This window comes from Methylocystis sp. NC52PC (assembly GCF_055698645.1).
The window spans coordinates 3,649,007-3,664,700 of record NZ_CP170127.1; the positions used below are offsets into that span (position 1 = coordinate 3,649,007).

Annotated in this window: 17 protein-coding genes; 11 read left to right on the forward strand and 6 right to left on the reverse strand. The window is 66.1% G+C overall.

Annotated features, from left to right (window positions below; all coding sequences use genetic code 11):
• Positions 1-139 precede the first annotated feature (139 nt).
• On the reverse strand, positions 140-607 hold the full coding sequence (locus tag ACETII_RS19965) for a flavodoxin family protein (protein WP_472786702.1): 468 nt from the start codon (positions 605-607) through the stop codon (positions 140-142).
• Positions 608-619: 12 nt separating this feature from the next.
• On the reverse strand, positions 620-799 hold the full coding sequence (locus tag ACETII_RS19970) for a hypothetical protein (RefSeq protein ID WP_472786703.1): 180 nt from the start codon (positions 797-799) through the stop codon (positions 620-622).
• Positions 800-973: 174 nt separating this feature from the next.
• On the opposite strand from ACETII_RS19970, the gene argC reads away from it, so the two are divergent.
• Positions 974-1,888: an N-acetyl-gamma-glutamyl-phosphate reductase gene (gene argC / locus ACETII_RS19975; RefSeq protein ID WP_472786704.1), complete on the forward strand. Its 915-nt coding sequence runs from the start codon at positions 974-976 to the stop codon at positions 1,886-1,888.
• Between the two features lie 60 nt (positions 1,889-1,948).
• Here argC and ACETII_RS19980 read toward each other — a convergent pair whose 3' ends face one another.
• A complete protein-coding gene (locus tag ACETII_RS19980) occupies positions 1,949-2,968 on the reverse strand; it encodes a transglycosylase SLT domain-containing protein (protein WP_363349029.1) in 1,020 nt (339 codons plus the stop codon).
• Between the two features lie 216 nt (positions 2,969-3,184).
• Positions 3,185-3,655, reverse strand: coding sequence for an outer membrane protein assembly factor BamE (locus ACETII_RS19985; RefSeq protein WP_472786705.1), 471 nt, complete (start codon positions 3,653-3,655; stop codon positions 3,185-3,187).
• 191 nt (positions 3,656-3,846) lie between these two features.
• Here ACETII_RS19985 and ACETII_RS19990 point away from each other — a divergent pair, with 191 nt between their 5' ends.
• The 9 genes from ACETII_RS19990 (at position 3,847) to ACETII_RS20030 (ending at position 12,780) form a co-directional block, all read left to right on the forward strand.
• Positions 3,847-4,443 carry a YceD family protein gene (locus ACETII_RS19990; RefSeq protein ID WP_472786706.1) on the forward strand — a complete coding sequence of 199 codons (597 nt, stop codon included), beginning with the start codon at positions 3,847-3,849 and terminating at the stop codon, positions 4,441-4,443.
• A gap of 191 nt (positions 4,444-4,634) precedes the next feature.
• Positions 4,635-5,708: a phosphate acyltransferase PlsX gene (gene plsX, locus ACETII_RS19995; protein ID WP_363349035.1), complete on the forward strand. Its 1,074-nt coding sequence runs from the start codon at positions 4,635-4,637 to the stop codon at positions 5,706-5,708.
• The gene (locus ACETII_RS20000; protein WP_363349037.1) at positions 5,705-6,694 is read left to right on the forward strand and encodes a beta-ketoacyl-ACP synthase III; all 990 of its coding nucleotides are present in this window, start codon (positions 5,705-5,707) and stop codon (positions 6,692-6,694) included. The genes plsX and ACETII_RS20000 overlap by 4 nt, the downstream gene beginning before the upstream one ends.
• A 198-nt stretch (positions 6,695-6,892) precedes the next feature.
• On the forward strand, positions 6,893-7,357 hold the full coding sequence (locus ACETII_RS20005; RefSeq protein WP_363349039.1) for an integration host factor subunit alpha: 465 nt from the start codon (positions 6,893-6,895) through the stop codon (positions 7,355-7,357).
• Between the two features lie 58 nt (positions 7,358-7,415).
• The gene (gene radA, locus ACETII_RS20010; RefSeq protein WP_363349041.1) at positions 7,416-8,804 is read left to right on the forward strand and encodes a DNA repair protein RadA; all 1,389 of its coding nucleotides are present in this window, start codon (positions 7,416-7,418) and stop codon (positions 8,802-8,804) included.
• Positions 8,805-9,015: 211 nt separating this feature from the next.
• Positions 9,016-9,624 carry a CvpA family protein gene (locus ACETII_RS20015; protein ID WP_363349043.1) on the forward strand — a complete coding sequence of 203 codons (609 nt, stop codon included), beginning with the start codon at positions 9,016-9,018 and terminating at the stop codon, positions 9,622-9,624.
• 85 nt (positions 9,625-9,709) lie between these two features.
• Positions 9,710-11,200: an amidophosphoribosyltransferase gene (gene purF, locus ACETII_RS20020; RefSeq protein ID WP_363349045.1), complete on the forward strand. Its 1,491-nt coding sequence runs from the start codon at positions 9,710-9,712 to the stop codon at positions 11,198-11,200.
• Positions 11,201-11,290: 90 nt separating this feature from the next.
• Entirely contained in the window at positions 11,291-11,950 is a 660-nt protein-coding gene (locus tag ACETII_RS20025) for a DUF2278 family protein (protein ID WP_472786707.1), read from the forward strand.
• 95 nt (positions 11,951-12,045) lie between these two features.
• Positions 12,046-12,780 carry an SDR family NAD(P)-dependent oxidoreductase gene (locus ACETII_RS20030; RefSeq protein WP_363349049.1) on the forward strand — a complete coding sequence of 245 codons (735 nt, stop codon included), beginning with the start codon at positions 12,046-12,048 and terminating at the stop codon, positions 12,778-12,780.
• Between the two features lie 33 nt (positions 12,781-12,813).
• On the opposite strand, the gene ACETII_RS20035 is transcribed toward ACETII_RS20030, so the two are convergent.
• Complete coding sequence (locus ACETII_RS20035) at positions 12,814-13,350, reverse strand: DUF992 domain-containing protein (protein ID WP_363349051.1); 537 nt, start codon at positions 13,348-13,350, stop codon at positions 12,814-12,816.
• Positions 13,351-13,633: 283 nt separating this feature from the next.
• Between ACETII_RS20035 and ACETII_RS20040 the strand changes: the two genes are divergently transcribed.
• Positions 13,634-14,476 (forward strand): EcsC family protein, encoded by an 843-nt coding sequence (locus ACETII_RS20040; protein WP_363349053.1) that lies wholly within the window; start codon positions 13,634-13,636, stop codon positions 14,474-14,476.
• Here ACETII_RS20040 and ACETII_RS20045 read toward each other — a convergent pair.
• On the reverse strand, positions 14,449-15,693 hold the full coding sequence (locus tag ACETII_RS20045) for an alginate O-acetyltransferase AlgX-related protein (RefSeq protein WP_472786708.1): 1,245 nt from the start codon (positions 15,691-15,693) through the stop codon (positions 14,449-14,451). The genes ACETII_RS20040 and ACETII_RS20045 overlap by 28 nt on opposite strands.
• Position 15,694: the final 1 nt, after the last annotated feature.

Genomic DNA, 15,694 nt, shown 5'->3' on the forward strand with positions numbered 1-15,694 from the left:
GCGCCAGAGGCGGCGTCGCATGACCGCATTGCTGAGCCGATCTACCAGCCAGCCGCTCGGGCGTTGCTCACGAGGTTTCCTCGAAACGAGAATTTTGAGGAATGCGGCCGCCCGCACTTCACTGTCAAGTTTGAGATAGCTAGAACACCCCTGCCTCCAGCCCGGCCGCCATCAGCGTCCCAAGCGCCCGGCATTGGTCGAGAAATTCCGCCCGCCACGCCCCGCGGCAGATCAGGGGCTCCTGTACGGCGCGCCAGCTAAGACCGGTCGCGATCGTCTCGACGCCGCGCCGCGTGCCGGTTCCGTCGCTTCCGGCGCGAATGCAGAGCGCATAGGGCAGACCCTGCGTGCGCTCGAAGCAAGGATAGTAGCAACGGTCGAAGAAGTCTTTCAGCGCGCCGCTCATGTAACCGAGATTTTCCGGCGTCAGCAGAAGGACGCCGTCGGCCGCGACGACGTCCTCCGGCGCGGTCGCGAAGGGGCTCAGCGCGCGCGCGTCGACCCCCTCGATCTCGGGCGAGCGCGCGCCGTCGAGCAGCGCGTCGCGCATCGCTGACGTATTTGGCGAGGGCGCATGCGCAATGATGAGAAGACGCTTGCGGCTCACCGAATGCGTATCCTACCGGGGATGAAACTCCGGCACGCTGACGGCGCCGGCCCAGACCGCCGCGCTGACGACAAGAAGCAAAAGCAGCAACAGGCTGAAAGCCAGAGCGGAATAGACCGACGCTTTCCAGACGGAGTCGGCAAGCAGAGTTCCATAGATTTTGAACGTGTCCCTGACAGGCTGTTCGATCATGGCGAGGCCTCGGCTTTTTGCAATGGCGCGCAACTGCGCTTTCTTCAAGAAGAGCTACCGCGCGCCGGGAAAGGCGCCAGCCCCGGCCAGGCTCGGCAGCGCGCTTTTTATTGACAAGGGCCGACGCAGCCATCATCCAAGCCGCGCGCAACCCCTTCCATTCAGGACAGTTCCATGGCGAGCAGGATCTTCATCGACGGCGACGCGGGCACGACGGGCCTCGAAATTCGCGAGCGCCTCGCCAGCCGCGCTGACATCGAGATCGTCGCTATCCCTGCGGAAAAGCGCAAGGATGTCGAGGCCAAGCGCGCGCTGCTGGCGACCGTGGACGTCGCCATCCTCTGCCTGCCGGACGACGCCGCAAAAGAGACGGTCGCGCTGTGCGACGCCCTCGGGCCTAAAGCCCCACGCATCCTCGACGCTTCGACTGCGCATCGCGTCGCGCCCGGCTGGGTCTACGGCTTTCCGGAGCTCTGCGCCGGCCAGGCGGAGGCGATTGCCAAAGCCCCCCGCGTCGCCAATGTCGGCTGCTACGCCACAGGCGCGATCGCCCTGCTGCGCCCGCTCGTCGACGTCGGGCTGATCGCCCCCGACCAAGCCCTCGCCATCAACGCCGTCTCCGGCTATTCGGGCGGCGGCCGGCAGATGATCGAGGCCTATGAGAAAGGCGCGGCCCCTGCCTTCGAGCTTTACGCTTTGGGGCTCGACCACAAGCATCTGCCGGAAATCACGGCCTATGCCAGGCTCGCCACGCGGCCGCTGTTCGTGCCCTCGGTCGGCAATTTCCGGCAAGGCATGCTGGTCTCGATCCCGCTCCACCTCGACGCTCTGCCCGGCAAGCCCAGGGCCGCCGATCTGGACGCCGCCTATCGCCGCCATTACGCCGGCGCGCCGCATGTGCGCGTCATGGAGCCGCCCTCGGGCGGCCGCATTGACGCCCTTGCGCTGAATGGCTCGGACGACATGGAGCTGTTCGTCGTCGCCAATGAGGCGCGCCGCCACACCGTGCTGGTGGCTCGGCTCGACAATCTCGGCAAGGGCGCGTCGGGCGCCGCGGTTCAAAATTTGGATTTGATGATCGGGGCTTGAGCCCCCTCATCCGGCGCGGACTTCCCTTCTCCCCTTGCGGGAGAAGGGCCTTGCGGGGACCTAATCCGTATAGGCCGTCACCCCCGCCGGCAATTTGGCGGCGACGTCGCCGTACCGGCTTGTGCGCTGATCCATCATCGCCTCGAAGGCCTCGTGGACCTCGCTGACGGTGCGGTCCTTCAGCCGCCGACCCTGCTGCTCGTAGAAAATCGGCTTGTTGGCGCGGGCGGGCTTCGGCAAAAGCGCGGCCGCGGACATTGCCGGCGACTCGACCATCGCCTTCATGAAGCGCTCGGTGTCCTCCGGCCCGAGGAAGTGAATGAGATAGGTCTCGCCAGCTGTCAGCGGACGGCCGATTTTCTCGGCGATCTTGGCGCTGTCTTTTTTCAGCATTTCGGCGGCGAGCGCGGCCGAGAGATAGGGATCGTTGCGCAGGTTGAGGATTTTTGCGCGCTGCTGTCGGGGGGCCGCTTCCTCTGCGATCGCCTTGGCTTCTTCGGCGCGGCCATAGCGATGGCCGAAGTCCCGCAGCGCCTTCATCCAGGTTTTCTCGACGAACTGGAACAGGCCGCTGGCGGAAGAGGTCCGCGCCTTGGCCGTGGTGTGGAAATTCGATTCCTTGTCGGCGATGGCCATCAGCAGCGCCGGGTCCATTTCCGTCCGGTTCGCGGCCTCTACAACGCGCTCGACGATCGTCTGATGCACTTTGACCGGACCGAAGCGCATGACGCCGGCCGCGTCGGCGCTCCCGTCGTCCTTGCCGAACAGTCGGTGCGCCCAGGTCAACGCCGCCTGCTCGAGCGAGAAATCGCTGTCGAGCGCCGACTCGTCGTCGCGCGCGACATCCACGAGGGGACTTCCGATCGGCCGTTGTTTCGGAACCCGGCTGAGCTTCTCGTAATAGGGCGCGTCGCTGCGCTGGATGGTGAGGCTCAGGGCCGCGAGCGTCGACAGAACGGCGCCAACGCAAATGGTCCGGAGAAGAAGATAGAACGAACGGCTGGCGCGCATCAGCGCCCAACGGTCGCCCAAACTCATTCGACGCGCGGACTCATTGGCGGGATGCGTCAGATCCGTCATACCCCACATAAGCTCCCTGGCTCCGCGAACTGCGGCTCAATCAAGAGCTTACGTGTGAGTAACGGCGAAAGCGCGACGCTGATGGCCACGCCCGCGCCACATTGGCTAACAGCCAAGCTGATGATAAGTAATTGAAAATATGGTAAATTTTAAATTAACAGCCGAGGCGGTTTCGCCTCGGCCACAATTACGCCACGACGCGAGCGCGTCCCCGCGTCACAACGAGATTTTCGAGAGAAGGCTTTGAATCAGGTGATAATCTGGCCCCGCGACCGGCGTCGTGCGTGACAGGAAGTCGACCGGCTTGCCGTCCTCCAGCCCATAGTCGGCGATGCGCGTCACCTTGCGCGACTTGTCGAAATAGACCGCCATGACGCGCTGGTCGGTGATCTTCTGCGGCATGAAGGCGAGAGAGCGTTCGACGCGCTGGCTCACGTAATACCAGGCGTCGCCGCCGATGGTGGAGGTCGTCGAGGGCGTGCCGAGCGCCTGCATGACCTGCGGCGCCGTCATGCCGGGCTTCACCTGCTCGGCTCTGCGCGTGTCGATCACCGCGCCACGATTGACGACGCCGTCATAGCCGATGCAGCCCGCAAGCGACCCCGCGAGGGCGAAAGCCGCTGCGGCCCTTACAACCGCCGCGCTCGAAGCGCTTACGGAAAGAATGCCCAAGGCCTGCCTCGCCATAGTGTTCTCCAAGCTCTATCGCGCAACGCCCGAGGGCTCGCGCGTCCGTCTGAAGCGATGGGGTCTGCCTAGCCTCCGATCCGCGCGAAAGCAAGCCGCTCGTCGCCGGCGGCCGCAAGTCGGGCGCGAAGTCTGGCGCGCGGGCGGCGTTGCACGTATCTAAATCGTTTGAACGCCGGGGGAGGAGAAAAATGACAGACAACAGGCACGGCGGCGACAGAGTGGTCTCCGACGCATCGCCGCTCTCTCGTCCACTCGCGGCGGCGGAGGTCCCGCCGGAGGGGCTCGACGTCGACATTGTCGCTTCCGGAGAAGAACGCGACGCGCTCGCAAGGCTCAACGCCCTCGCCGCTGTCCTCGGTCTCTCGGCTACGCTGCGCGTGCGGCGCTGGCGCGGCGACGGTCTCGAAGTCCTGGGCGAATTGCGCGCGCGGGTGCGCCAGACCTGCGTCCTGACCCTCGAGGAATTCGACGCCGACATTGTCGAACCGATCGAGCTTCGTTTCGCCCCGCCGCGCGAGGCCCCGCGTCCCCGCTCGCGACGCCACGAGGCGGAGCCGGAGTCGCTCGACCATGACGCCCTTGGCGAGGATCCGCCGGATACGCTCATTGGCGGCGTGGTGGATCTCGGCGGCGTCGTCTCGGAATTCCTGACCCTGGCGCTCGACCCCTACCCGCACAAGCCGGGAGCGGCGTTCGCGGAGCCCGCCCCGGAGGACGCCTCGCCTGTCGTGTCGCCTTTCGCCCAGTTGCGGCGCAGGCGGGAAGAGCCGCCGGCCGGCGGTTGATCCTCCTCGAATCGGCTTGGCACTTGCGCCCAAGCGCCGCAAATGGCAATCACGCCCGCGGAACAGGCGCCTTGGCGCAGCGCCCGGCCAGCGCAACCGGCCGACGCGCGCATCTCTTTAAAAATGACAGGCCCGCCCCCGCCTCGACGGCCGTGGGGAAAAAGCGGCGGCGTTGGGGAGACGGCTCGGAAATGGCGGAGAATGTTCGGATCGCGGTCGACGCGATGGGCGGTGATTATGGCCCGTCGGTAACGATCCCCGGCTGCGCCCTCGCCCTCGAGCGCAAACCGGGCGCGCGCTTTGTTCTCGTTGGCGAGGAGAAGACGATTCGCGCCGAACTTGCGCGCCATCCCCGTCTCGCGGCGGCCTCCGAGGTCCGCCATTCGGACGTCTCGATCCGCATGGACGACAAGCCGAGCCAGGCCCTTCGCTATGGGCGGCGGGTCTCGTCCATGTGGATGGCGATCGAGGCGGTGAAAAAGGGCGAGGCCGACGTCGCCGTCTCCGCCGGCAATACCGGCGCGCTGATGGCGATGTCGAAAATCTGCCTTCGCACCATGCTGGGCGTCGACCGGCCGGCGCTCGCCTGTCTCTGGCCGACGCTGCGGGGTTATTCCATCGTCCTCGACGTCGGCGCCTCGATCGGCGCCAACGCCAGCCATCTGGTCGATCTCGCCATCATGGGATCGGCCATGGCCCGCGTCGTTCTCGGGCTGGAGCGCCCCACGGTCGGCCTGCTCAACGTCGGCACCGAGGAAATCAAGGGCGTCGAGGAGGTGAAGGGCGCCGCCGCCACGCTGCGCGAGTCGAATCTTCCCGGCCTCGACTATGCGGGCTTCGTCGAGGGCGACGGGATCGGCATGGGCGCCGTGGACGTCGTCGTGACGGAAGGCTTCACCGGCAACATCACGCTGAAGACCGCCGAAGGCACCGCCAAACAGATCGCCGCTTATCTGCGCGAGGTCATGGGCGGCTCGCTGCTCGCGAAGCTCGGCTACCTCCTCGCCAGAGGCGCCTTCGCCGAACTCAAGGGCAAGATGGACACGCGCTCGATCAATGGCGGGGTGTTCCTCGGCCTCGAAGGCCTCGTGATCAAGAGCCACGGCGGGACCGACCACGTCGGCTTCGCCCGCGCCGTGGAGATCGGCCACGACATGGCCAAGAGCGATCTCATGAACCGCATTCGCGACACAGTCGCCCTCGCCCATCGCTTCGAGAGCGGTTCGGCGCCCACAGACACTCCCCCGCAGGAAGCCGCCCAGTGACGACGGAACAATCCCTTTTGCGCTCCGTCGTTCGCGGCGTGGGCTCCTATCTCCCTGCCAAGACGTTGACCAATGACGACCTCGCCAGGATGGTCGACACCAGCGACGAATGGATCTTTCAGCGCACGGGAATCAGGGAACGCCACATCGCCGCGCCCGGCGAGACGACGTCCATGCTCGGCGAGAAGGCCGCGCGCGCCGCGCTCGAGAACGCCGGCCTCGCGCCGGAAGACATCGATCTCATTATCGTCGGCACCTCGACGCCCGACTGGACCTTCCCCTCGACCGCGACGCAGATACAGGCCGCTCTCGGCGTGACCCATGGCGTCGCTTTCGATCTTCAGGCGGTCTGCTCCGGCTTCGTGTTCGCCGTGGCGACGGCCGATAAGTTCCTGCGCTCGGGGTCGCATAAGCGGGCGCTGGTCATCGGCGCGGAGACCTTCTCGCGCATCATCGACTGGGAGGACCGCACGACCTGCGTGTTGTTCGGCGACGGCGCCGGGGCCATGGTGCTGGAGGCGCGTCCCTCCATGGGCGCCATGGACGAGCGGGGCGTCCTCACCACGCATCTGCGCTCGGACGGGCGTCATCGGGCCAAGCTTCATGTCGACGGCGGCCCGTCGGCGACCCAGACCGTCGGGCATCTCCGCATGGAGGGCAAAGAGGTTTTCAAATTCGCCGTCGGCAAGGTGACGGACGTCGTCGCCGACGCCTTCGCGGCGACCGGGATCACGCCCGAGCAGCTCAACTGGTTCGTGCCGCATCAGGCCAATCGCCGCATCATCGACATGTCGGCGCAAAAGCTGGGCATCGCCCCCGAGAAGGTGGTCGCCACCGTTCATCTCCACGGCAACACTTCCGCGGCGAGCGTTCCTCTCGCCCTCTCCGTGGCGGTCGCAGACGGCCGCATCAAGAAAGGCGACCTTGTGATGCTCGAGGCCGTGGGCGGCGGCTTTACCTGGGGCTCGGCTCTAATCCGTTGGTGAGCTTGGGCATTTTGTCGCTCTAGCCTCGGAATTTCACGTCAACCGACTGATTTTGCAGCGGTTGCTCTCCATTTTTTCTTATTGCCAAGCTTGCAATTGGGCGGATTCTGAAAAAATCTGCCTTAGGACGTCCCGGGAGGGGGAGGTGGTTTCCGCGGCGTCCTCAATATTGTTTCTCTGATTATAACAGGGCTGACCATGGCAGAGGCTGCATCCCATTCTCCCATTCCCCCCGAAGCAATCCAAGAGGATGACGTCCGCACGTTGACGCGCGCCGATCTCGCCGAGGCGCTCCATCGTCGGACCGGCGTCGCTCGCGGAGAGGCCGCAAAATTGGTGGAGATGGTGTTGGACGAGATTTTCGAGGCCATCGTCTCCCGCGACGACGTCAAGCTCTCCTCCTTCGGCGCATTTCACGTTCGCGCCAAGCGCGAGCGGCAGGGACGCAATCCCAAGACCGGCGAGGAAGCCAAAATCACCGCCCGCCTGGTCGTGACCTTCAGACCCTCCAATGTCCTGCGCGCCCGGGTCAACAACGGCGCGGACGACGCCCAGGGGAACGACGGAGTCAACGTCGGCGACGGCGAAGCGCCGGGTCTGCCGGCCTATGGGACGGCGCGCGGCGAGGAGACGGCGCGCGCCAATGCGAGCGTAGCGCGTTGACCGCCTAGCGCCCTGCGCCGCCTCTTGACAAGGCGACGCAGCGATGCGCCAAGCGCGCATGGCAAAATCCCGCTCCACTTTCGTCTGCCAGAACTGCGGCGCGGTCGCGTCGCGCTGGCAGGGTCGCTGCGAAGCCTGTGGCGAGTGGAACAGCATCGTCGAGGAGAGCGATCCCGGCCCGACGGCGATCCGGGCCACGCGCGGCAGGCCCTTCGAACTCGAGGGGCTTGCGGGATCGGACCGGCCGGCGGCGCGGATCGTCACCGGCATCGACGAATTCGACCGCGTCACCGGCGGCGGCTTCGTGCCCGGGTCCGTGCTCTTGCTCGGCGGCGAGCCCGGCATCGGCAAGTCGACGCTGCTCATCCAGGCCTGCGCGGCGCTGGCGCGGCGCGGCGCGCGGGTGATCTATATTTCCGGCGAGGAGGCAGTGGCGCAGGTGCGGCTGCGCGCAGGGCGTCTCGATCTCGCCGACGCGCCCGTGGAGCTCGCCTCCGCGACCCAGGTCGAAGACATTCTTGCGACCTGCGCCACAGGCAAGCGCGCGACGCTGATCGTCATCGACTCGATCCAGACCATGCACACCGAGGTCGCCCCCTCGGCGCCGGGCACGGTGACACAGGTGCGGGCGAGCGCCCAGGCGCTGCTGCGGCACGCCAAGACCAGCGGCTCGACGATCATTCTCGTCGGCCATGTGACCAAGGACGGGCAGGTCGCAGGGCCGCGCGTCGTCGAGCACATGGTCGACGCGGTTTTATCTTTTGAGGGAGACGCCGCGCATCACTTCCGCATGCTTCGGGCCTCCAAAAACCGCTTCGGCGCCACTGGCGAGATCGGGGTTTTCGAGATGACCGGCGGCGGCCTCGCCGAGGTCGCCAATCCCTCCGCCCTCTTCCTCGCCGGCCGCGACGCCTCGGCGCCGGGCGCCGCGGTCTTCGCCGGCATGGAGGGCCAGCGGCCGATGCTGATCGAGATTCAGGCGCTGGTCGCGCCGACCTCGCTCGGCACGCCGCGCCGCGCCGTCGTCGGTTTCGACCAGAACCGGCTATCGATGATCCTCGCCGTTCTCGAGGCCCATGGCGGGCTGAAGCTCGGCATGCACGACGTTTATCTCAATGTCGCGGGCGGCCTGCGCGCCGACGAACCGGCGGGCGACCTCGCCGCCGCCGCCGCGCTGGTCTCGTCTCTCACGGGGGCCGTGCTGCCGGCCGATCAGGCGTTTTTCGGCGAGATTGGGCTTTCCGGCGCCATCCGGCCCGTCATCCACGCCGGCATGCGTCTGCGCGAGGCGGCGAAGCTCGGCTTTCACCAGGCCGTGCTCGCGCAAGCGCAGCAGATCAACGAGGACGACCGGCGCGCCGGACTCACGCTGCGTCCCTGTGGCGACGTCGCTCAGCTCGTGGCGGCGATCGCCCAGACCGCGCCCCGAACGCGCGGCCAGGAATGAGGCGATTTTAACCTTTTATGCTTTCCGCCGGCGGCTGAGTTGCGCTAGAAGCATCCCGTCGCAACCGCCGGGGGACGCCCCGCCGCTTTGAAGTTCGGAGGCGACGGCGCTTTTCGTTTGGAGAATGCTGCGATGGGCGCGCGTCTCGTGCGCCGGCTTTCAGGTGTTTCCCATTATTCCGAGCGTCACGGCGACAAAGAAGAGGACTGCAATGCCGTCATACCTTGATCTGGCAGTTATTACGATCGTGCTGGTCTCGGGCATGCTCGCCCTGCTGCGCGGCTTCACGCGCGAAGTGCTGGCGATCCTGTCCTGGGTGGCGGCGGCAGCTGCGGCCTACTATCTCCACCCCATGGCCCTCCCCTATTTGAAGCCATACATCTCCAAAGACGAGATCGCGCTCGCGGCCTCGGTCGCGGTGGTGTTCTTCATCGCGCTGGTCGTCGTCTCGCTGTTCACGGTGAAGCTCTCGGACGTCATCCTCGATTCGAAGATCGGCGCGCTCGACCGCTCGCTGGGCTTCGTCTTCGGGGCGGTGCGGGGTCTGCTGCTCGCGGTGGTCGCCTTCGTGTTCTACGCCTGGCTCGTGCCCGACGCCAATCAACCCGAATGGGTGCGCAACGCCCGCGCCAAGCCGATCCTCGCCGCCGGCGGCGACAAGCTGCGCGAGATGCTGCCCGACGACGTCGACGCCATCATCGCCAAGATCAAGGCCAAGAAGGGCGGCCATCAGCCGGCCGAGGAAACGCCGCCCTCGGAGGCCGAGCCGGAGAAAGCGGACGCTCCGGCCGATAAGGAGCCGGCGGGGGAAAAGCAGTAAGCGCGACGCGGCGGCCGCTTGCGATTGGCCGGGACCAGAGGCAAAGTTGACGCTTAGGGCGACCGCCAGGCATGGGAGACGACGGATGACCGAATCGACGCATCATCAACCCCTTCCCAGCCGGTTGGAGACCACCGACGACCTCGACGGCGACACGCTGCGCGAATATTGCGGCGTGTTCGGCGTCTTCGACCTGCCGGACGCCGCCGCGATCACGGCGCTCGGCCTGCACGCGCTTCAGCATCGCGGCCAGGAGGCCGCGGGCATTGTCAGCTTCGACGCCGGGCGCTTCCATGGCGAGCGCCGGATCGGCCTCGTCGGCGATCACTTCTCCAAGGAAAGCACCATCAAGCGCCTGCCCGGTTCGGCGGCGATCGGCCACGTGCGCTATGCGACGACCGGCGAGACCATGCTGCGTAACGTGCAGCCGCTCTTCGCGGAACTGAACACCGGCGGCTTCGCGGTCGCCCACAACGGCAATCTCACCAACGCCCAGGCGCTGCGCCGCGACCTCATCAAGGAGGGCGCGATCTTCCAGTCGACATCCGACACGGAGGTCCTTCTCCATCTCGTGGCGAGAAGCCGCAAGCCGCAGCTCATCGACCGCTTCATCGAGGCGCTGCGCTGCATCGAGGGCGCCTATTCGCTGGTTGCGCTCACCAACAAAAAGCTGATTGGCGCGCGCGACCCGCTCGGCATTCGCCCTCTCGTCATCGGCGAACTCGACGGCAAATTCATCCTCGCCTCGGAGACCTGCGCGCTCGACATCATTGGCGCGCGCTTCGTCCGCGACGTGAAGAACGGCGAGATCGTCGTCATTTCCGACACCGGGCTCGAAAGCCTCGAGCCCTTCCCGCCGCAGCCGATGCGCCCCTGCATCTTCGAATATATTTACTTCGCCCGGCCGGATTCCGTCGTGCACGGCCGCCCGGTTTATGAGGTGCGCAAAGCCATGGGGCGCGAACTTGCGCGCGAACAGGCGATCGCCGCCGACGTCGTCGTGCCGGTGCCGGATTCCGGCGTGCCGGCGGCGCTCGGCTATTCGCAGCAGTCGGGCGTTCCTTTCGAACTCGGGATCATCCGCAACCATTATGTCGGCCGCACCTTCATCCAGCCGACGCAGTCGGTGCGCGAAGTCGGCGTGCGCATGAAGCACAGCGCCAACCGCTGCGTCGTGGAAGGCAAGCGCGTCATTCTGATCGACGACTCGATCGTGCGCGGGACGACTTCGGTCAAGATCGTGCAGATGATGCGCGACGCCGGCGCGACGGAGGTTCACTTCCTCATCTCCTCGCCGCCCATCACGCATCCGGACTATTACGGCATCGACACGCCGCAGAAGGAGAAGCTCCTCGCCGCGACCCATTCGCTCGAGGAGATGCGCGCCTATATCGGCTGCGATTCGCTCGCCTTCCTGTCTGTCGACGGCATCTATCGCGCGATGGGCTATCCTGGACGCGACAACGCCCGCCCGCAATTCACCGACCACTGCTTCACCGGCGACTATCCGACCTCGCTCACCGACCTCGTGGAAGAGAACCGCGCGCAGCTTTCGTTGCTGGCGGAGGCGAGCTGATCGGCGTCTCTAACGGGGTGTCGCGCATGCTTCGCGCACTTCCCTGACTTTTTCAGATAGATTTTTCCCGCTTTTGCTTTTGAGGAAACGATGGCGCTGAAGAAAGGCTATGGGCTCCTGATCGGCGCCAAGAAGAATTATTATCGCGACCCGCCCGACAACTTCGGGCGCTACTATCATGGCAATCTCGTCATCAGCGCGCCGGCGGGCGATTACCATTGCGCCATCGACGTCGACCCCAAGATGATGCCAGACGGCATTCAATGGCGAATCGTCAAAATAAGGCCCACTGACTTCGCCCCGATCAAGGCGCTGACAAATGGCTGGCGCCTCGTTCCCTCGACGGCGACGTCAGGCGCGCTGGATTACATCAGGTCGAGCGTCCTGCATCCGCCCATCCTCATCTGGAACGTCCGCTACGACAGCTGGCTGTCCCGCTTTCTGGAGTTCATCCGCTGGAATCCGCCCTGGAATAATGGCACTGGCGTCCAGGCCCTGACCGACCTTGAAAGCGTCATCGCGAAAGGCGTGCGCTTCTACATTTTCGGCGAACCTTTCAACGTGGGCCTCGGCGTCCACAACATCCATCAAAACCAGGGCGATCCGATCGGCGGCGGCCACGACAAGGAGAACGCCGTCTGGCAAGACGGCGGAACGGTCGTCGAGACGGCGGAGGGCGAATTTTTCGCCTTTCTGAACAAGTTCAAGACGCAGTCTTTCAAGACCGATGACCAGGGGCGCCCGGCGTAGTCATCCTACTCGGTCGACGTTGTTGGTGACGCGACGCCCCCCGGCGCGTTATGACGTCGCTTAACAACGCAATTGAGACCCGCAGGCTTTCGAACATGTCCTCAGCCGACCGCATCGCCCTCGTCACAGGCGCTTCGCGCGGCATTGGCCGCGCCATAGCCCTCGAACTTGCGCGCGACGGCGTCCATGTCGTCGCGCTGGCGCGCACGCAAGGGGCGCTGGAGGAGCTCGACGACGAGATCAGGGCGCTCGGCGCGGAGGCGACGCTCGTGCCCTGCGACGTCGCCGATTTCGACGCCCTCGACCGGCTCGGCGCGGCGATCTTCCAGCGCTGGGGCAAGCTCGACGTCTTCGTCGGCAACGCTGGCGTGCTCGGGCCGCTGTCGCCGCTCGCCCATGTCGACGTGAAAGACTGGAACCGCGTGATGGCGGTCAATGTCACCGCCAATTGGCGGCTCATCCGCTCGCTCGATCCGCTGCTGCGCGCCTCGGGCGCCGGGCGCGTCGTCTTCGTTACGTCGAGCGCCGCCTATAAGGCGCAGCCCTATTGGGGAACGTACGCGGCCTCGAAGGCGGCGCTGGAGGCGATGGCGCGCACCTATGCGGCGGAGACGCGCGACACGGGCGTCACGGTCATGATCGCCAATCCGGGGCGGATGCGCACCCGCATGCGCGCCCAGGCCATGCCGGGCGAGAATCCGGCCACCGTGCCGGCGCCCGAGGACTTTGCAAAGAAATGCCTTCCGCTGCTCAAGCCGGAGTGGCGCGAGAGTGGAAGGCTTTATGATTTCCCCAACGACCGGCTGATGGATTTTCATCAGCCGGCGTAACCGGCGCGGGGGCGAGCCCCGCGCGGGAACCCGTTAGTGATGATGGCGGCGGTGCTTCTTGACGACCGGCGGCGGCGGGGGCGGCGGCGGAACATAAGTCAGCGTCAGGCTCTCGACGCCGGCGTTCCAGCCAAGGCCCGCGCCCGCCTCGATATTGAACGGCTGCAGCGAGATGGTGTTGTTAGAGCCGCCAACCAGAATGGCGCCGCCGCCGCCCACGCCGATCTTCGCCGAGACGCCCGGACCCATGTAATTGCCCGCGAGGGCGCCGGGGCCGACCTGGCCCGTCGCGGCGATGACGCCCCAGGCCAGTTCGCCCTGGCCGTTGATCGAGATATTGGGGCCGACCTTGGTCAGCGTGCCGGTGTAATGGGCCGGCGTGGCGCCTTCGGCGTCATCGCTATAGTTGCAGTCGATCTGCTGATTCTCCACGAGAACGCTCAGGCCGTTGCCGAGCAGCCGGCACTGCAGCGTGCCGATCCGGTCGCCGGCGAACGCGGACGCAGGGACCATGAGCGCCAAGACGACGGCGCCGCCCAATAGGCGTCCCAGCTTGAAACGGGTGGACATTGAAAACTCCTCCTCTTTCTTCCTTTGGGGCGCGAAAGCCCCTTAGAGCGATCGCAATCTGCGAGAGACGCGCCGCACAGGACACGCTTATAAAGCATCAAACGCGATCGCTACAGTAGGTAGCGCCCAGCGAACGGCGAGGGCGTGCGGCAGCGCACGCGGCCCTGTGGAAAGCTCGGCGGCTTCGCTATTTCCGCGACCTTGCAGAGCGGCCGCCAATAACCGATCTTGTGAGGGCGGCTCGCATTTGATGCGACGCCTTGACGCGGGAGAAATGAAACGAATGAGCGCGAAGCTTCCGGTGTTGTATCAGCCGGGCCTCTCGGGCTCGGATATGGAATCGCTCAGGACCGCCGTCGCCGCGCTCGAGCGCCAGAGCTTTGCCGGCCGAATTGCGCGGCTCGCGGGACGAAAGGTCGGGATCGTCGGCCAGTCGCTGCCGCCGGAAGTTCATCAGGCGGCGCTGAACGCCGCGCAGCGCGCCCTCACTGTTGCGCTCAATGTGGCGCTCTCGAGTCTGGAGGGCGCGCCGAGGGGCGACACGACTCGTTTCCACCGCCGTCTCGCAGCCTTCGCCGGCGGCGTCGGCGGCGCCGTCGGACTTGCCGGCCTGCCGATCGAGCTTCCGCTGTCCACGACGATCATGTTGCGCTCGATCGCCGACATCGCCCGCAACGAAGGCGAGAATCTGCGGGAGCCTGAGACGGGTCTCGCCTGTCTCGAAGTCTTCGCGCTTGGCGGACAAGAGGACGAGAACATTCTCGAGGGGGGCTATCTCGCGATCCGCGGGCTGCTCGCGAAATCGGTCAGCGATGCGGCGCGTTATGTCGCCGCGCGCGGCATGGTTCACGACAGCGCGCCCGCGCTGGTGCGGCTTCTGAGCCAGGTCTCCTCGCGCTTCGGCGTGGTCGTCTCCCAGAAGGCGGCGGCTCAGGCGGCTCCGGTCCTCGGCGCGATCAGCGGCGCGGCGATCAATCTCGCCTTCACCGAACATTTCCAGACGCTGGCGCGCGGACATTTCACCATGCGCCGGCTGGAGCGGCTCTATGATCCGGCGATGGTGCGCGCCGAATATGCCCGCATCGCCCGTGAGGAGGGCTATTGGGAGGCGCCGGCGGGCGCCTGAGTTTTCGCGGCGGCCAGAAGATCGGGAACCTGCCCCATTTCGCCGATGACCGCCTCGTTCTCTTCCAGGAGAACGACGTCCCCCCACGCCAAACCCCGCCTGAACGCCTCGTCGGTCTCGACGGCTTCGCCCATTGGGCGGCTGAAATCGTCGGCGTGCGCCGCAAGCCGCCTCCAGCGCCGCGACTCTCCTGGCCGCGCTCCCTTCATGTAATGCCAGTAATCGACACGCGCCGCACAGGACGCCTCGGTCAGATTTGCAAGGACCTCGATGAGAAAGCTGCCACCCACCGCGAAGATCTGCGGCGGCTTTTCGCAGACCCCCGCGCTTCGGCCCACGACGGACGCCGACGGATAGCGCCAGTCCCACCAGAGCAGATTGAGCAGCCGGAGCAGATCGATGTCGGCTCCGACGGGCTCCTGGCGCGTTCCCCACGCGAAGTCATAGGCAGGAAGCGCGGCGGTTTCTCCGTCGTTCAAACGCCGCGTCAGCTCCCGCGTCGCGATCGCCGCGCCGAGCACATTCCAATGCGTGCCGCCGGGCGGGAAGAGTTCGATCGCATAATCCGGCGCCGCCGCCGCAAGAAGCGCCACGCCGTCGACATAAGCGACTCCGTGCGCCGCGAGCGCGGCGCGGTACGGTGCGAGCTTGTCCGTCGTGCCGCGCAAGAGCGAAGGACAAACGAAGGTGTCGGGCAGGTAACGACGATACGCCGCCGCCTTCGACGGGGAAATCAGATAGACGAAACCCTTGCCGCTCGCCCTGACCGCGTCCTGCGTCTCGCGCAGCCGCGCCGCCCAGGCGTCGACGGCCGCGGGATCGGGCGCGGCGCCGCGCGCGCAGTACTCATCGATGTAATAGGTCTCGAACAGGCGCCGCTCTCGCCCGATCGTGATGCCGGGCGCGCCTGAGACGCCGAGCGCTGAATAGAGAAACTGGTTTCTGATTCTGACCGCCAAGGGAAAGACCGGCTGCAATTGCCCGACATTGGACGAGACGGCCTTCTGGGTCTCGCCAGACAAGAAGGCCTCGACGCTCCAGGGCGCGGGCTTCGGCGGCGCGACGCCCCATAGGGGCTCGGAGCTCCTGATCCTCAGCTTCGGCCAATCCGTGGAAACGAGGAAGTTCCAGATATTGACGAGGAGCAGCGCGAGGAGCGCGGCCGCGCAGGCGAAGATCGGCAGCCGCTGGAGGAGGAGAAGGCGCGCGCGCGTCATG

Bases quoted from the DNA above. Each gene is read 5' to 3' on its own strand.
- ACETII_RS20045 (WP_472786708.1), bottom strand. From the start codon at position 15,693: ATGACGCGCGCGCGCCTTCTCCTCCTCCAGCGGCTGCCGATCTTCGCC.
- ACETII_RS19985 (WP_472786705.1), bottom strand. From the start codon at position 3,655: ATGGCGAGGCAGGCCTTGGGCATTCTTTCCGTAAGCGCTTCGAGCGCG.
- argC (WP_472786704.1), top strand. From the start codon at position 974: ATGGCGAGCAGGATCTTCATCGACGGCGACGCGGGCACGACGGGCCTC.
- radA (WP_363349041.1), top strand. From the start codon at position 7,416: ATGGCAAAATCCCGCTCCACTTTCGTCTGCCAGAACTGCGGCGCGGTC.
- purF (WP_363349045.1), top strand. From the start codon at position 9,710: ATGACCGAATCGACGCATCATCAACCCCTTCCCAGCCGGTTGGAGACC.
- ACETII_RS20015 (WP_363349043.1), top strand. From the start codon at position 9,016: ATGCCGTCATACCTTGATCTGGCAGTTATTACGATCGTGCTGGTCTCG.
- ACETII_RS19980 (WP_363349029.1), bottom strand. From the start codon at position 2,968: ATGACGGATCTGACGCATCCCGCCAATGAGTCCGCGCGTCGAATGAGT.
- ACETII_RS20005 (WP_363349039.1), top strand. From the start codon at position 6,893: ATGGCAGAGGCTGCATCCCATTCTCCCATTCCCCCCGAAGCAATCCAA.
- ACETII_RS19970 (WP_472786703.1), bottom strand. From the start codon at position 799: ATGATCGAACAGCCTGTCAGGGACACGTTCAAAATCTATGGAACTCTG.
- plsX (WP_363349035.1), top strand. From the start codon at position 4,635: ATGGCGGAGAATGTTCGGATCGCGGTCGACGCGATGGGCGGTGATTAT.
- ACETII_RS20040 (WP_363349053.1), top strand. From the start codon at position 13,634: ATGAGCGCGAAGCTTCCGGTGTTGTATCAGCCGGGCCTCTCGGGCTCG.
- ACETII_RS20030 (WP_363349049.1), top strand. From the start codon at position 12,046: ATGTCCTCAGCCGACCGCATCGCCCTCGTCACAGGCGCTTCGCGCGGC.
- ACETII_RS20035 (WP_363349051.1), bottom strand. From the start codon at position 13,350: ATGTCCACCCGTTTCAAGCTGGGACGCCTATTGGGCGGCGCCGTCGTC.
- ACETII_RS20025 (WP_472786707.1), top strand. From the start codon at position 11,291: ATGGCGCTGAAGAAAGGCTATGGGCTCCTGATCGGCGCCAAGAAGAAT.
- ACETII_RS19990 (WP_472786706.1), top strand. From the start codon at position 3,847: ATGACAGACAACAGGCACGGCGGCGACAGAGTGGTCTCCGACGCATCG.